Consider the following 1,579-nt stretch of genomic DNA (forward strand, 5'->3'; position numbering starts at 1 on the left):
GGTTTACTCATACCACACAGCTACCATGCTGGATTCACAAGATGAATCCCTCATGAGATTTGTGCAACAGAGCCCCGTCGAACTGTCGGCCATCGCGGCGGGCACCGGCGGCTTTGTGATCAACGGCGTGTCGACGAGTGACTTCTCGGGCTTTTCTGTGAGTTCTGCGGGCGATGTGAACGGCGACGGGTTTGATGACCTGATCATCGGGGCCCTTAGCGACGACCCGAATGGCGGCTCCTCTGGCGCGAGCTTTGTGGTGTTTGGCAAGACGGACGGCACGGCGGTGGAGCTGTCGGCGATTGAGGCGAGCACCGGCGGCTTTGTGATCAACGGCGTGTCGGTGGATGACTACTCGGGCGCTTCAGTGAGTTCTGCAGGCGATGTGAACGGCGACGGGTTTGACGACCTGATCGTCGGGGCCGACAAAGACGACCCGAATGGCACCGACTCTGGCGCGAGCTTTGTGGTGTTTGGCAAGACGAACGGGACAGCGGTGGAGCTGTCAGCGATTGAGGCGGGCACTGGCGGCTTCGTGATCAACGGCGTCTCGGCGTATGACCAGTCGGGCTATTGGGTGAGTTCTGCGGGCGATGTGAACGGCGACGGGTTTGACGACCTGATTGTCGGGGCACGGTACGACTCCCCGAATGGCTACAGCTCTGGCGCGAGCTTTGTGGTGTTTGGCAAGACGGACGGCACGGCGGTGCAGCTGTCGGCCATCGAGGCGGGCACCGGCGGCTTTGTGATCAACGGCGTGTCGGCGTATGACTACTCGGGCGCTTCGGTGAGTTCTGCGGGCGATGTGAACGGCGACGGGTTTGATGACCTGATCGTCGGGGCCTTTGGCGACGGCCCGAATGGCGCCTACTCCGGCGCGAGTTTTGTGGTGTTTGGCAAGACAGACGGCACGGCGGTGGAGCTGTCAGCCATCGCTGCGGGCACTGGCGGCTTTGTGATCAACGGCGTGTCGGAGGATGACAGCTCGGGCGTGTCGGTGAGTTCTGCGGGCGATGTGAACGGCGACGGGTTTGATGACCTGATCATTGGGGCTCCCTCTGACGACCCGAATGGCAACAAGTCTGGCGCGAGCTTTGTGGTGTTTGGCAAGACGGACGGCACGGCGGTGCAGCTGTCTGCCATCGAGGCGGGCACCGGCGGCTTTGTGATCAACGGCGTGTCGGCGGATGACCAGTCGGGTAGGTCGGTGAGTTCTGCGGGCGATGTGAACGGCGACGGGTTTGACGACCTGATCGTCGGGGCACCGGGCGACGCCCCGAATGGCGCCTACTCTGGCGCGATCTTTGTGGTGTTTGGCAAGACGGACGGCACGGCGGTGCAGCTATCCGCGATTGAGGCGGGCACCGGTGGCTTTGTGATTAACGGCGTCTCGGCGTATGACCTCTCGGGCCAGTCGGTGAGTTCTGCAGGCGATGTGAACGGCGACGGGTTTGACGACCTGATCGTCGGGGCCAACAGCGACTCCCCGAATGGCGGCTACTCTGGGGCGAGCTTTGTGGTGTTTGGCGGTGATTTCAGCGGCGCTGCAACACAAGTGGGCACGGTGGGCGACGATACA

Annotated in this window: 1 pseudogene; it reads left to right on the forward strand. The window is 62.6% G+C overall.

Annotation, left to right across the window (positions count from 1 at the left end):
• Positions 1–61: 61 nt before the first annotated feature.
• Positions 62–1,579 (forward strand): annotated as a pseudogene (locus BMY36_RS19080) (beta strand repeat-containing protein); the annotation flags it as partial.

This window comes from Pseudorhodobacter antarcticus (assembly GCF_900110135.1).
GTDB lineage: Bacteria > Pseudomonadota > Alphaproteobacteria > Rhodobacterales > Rhodobacteraceae > Pseudorhodobacter > Pseudorhodobacter antarcticus.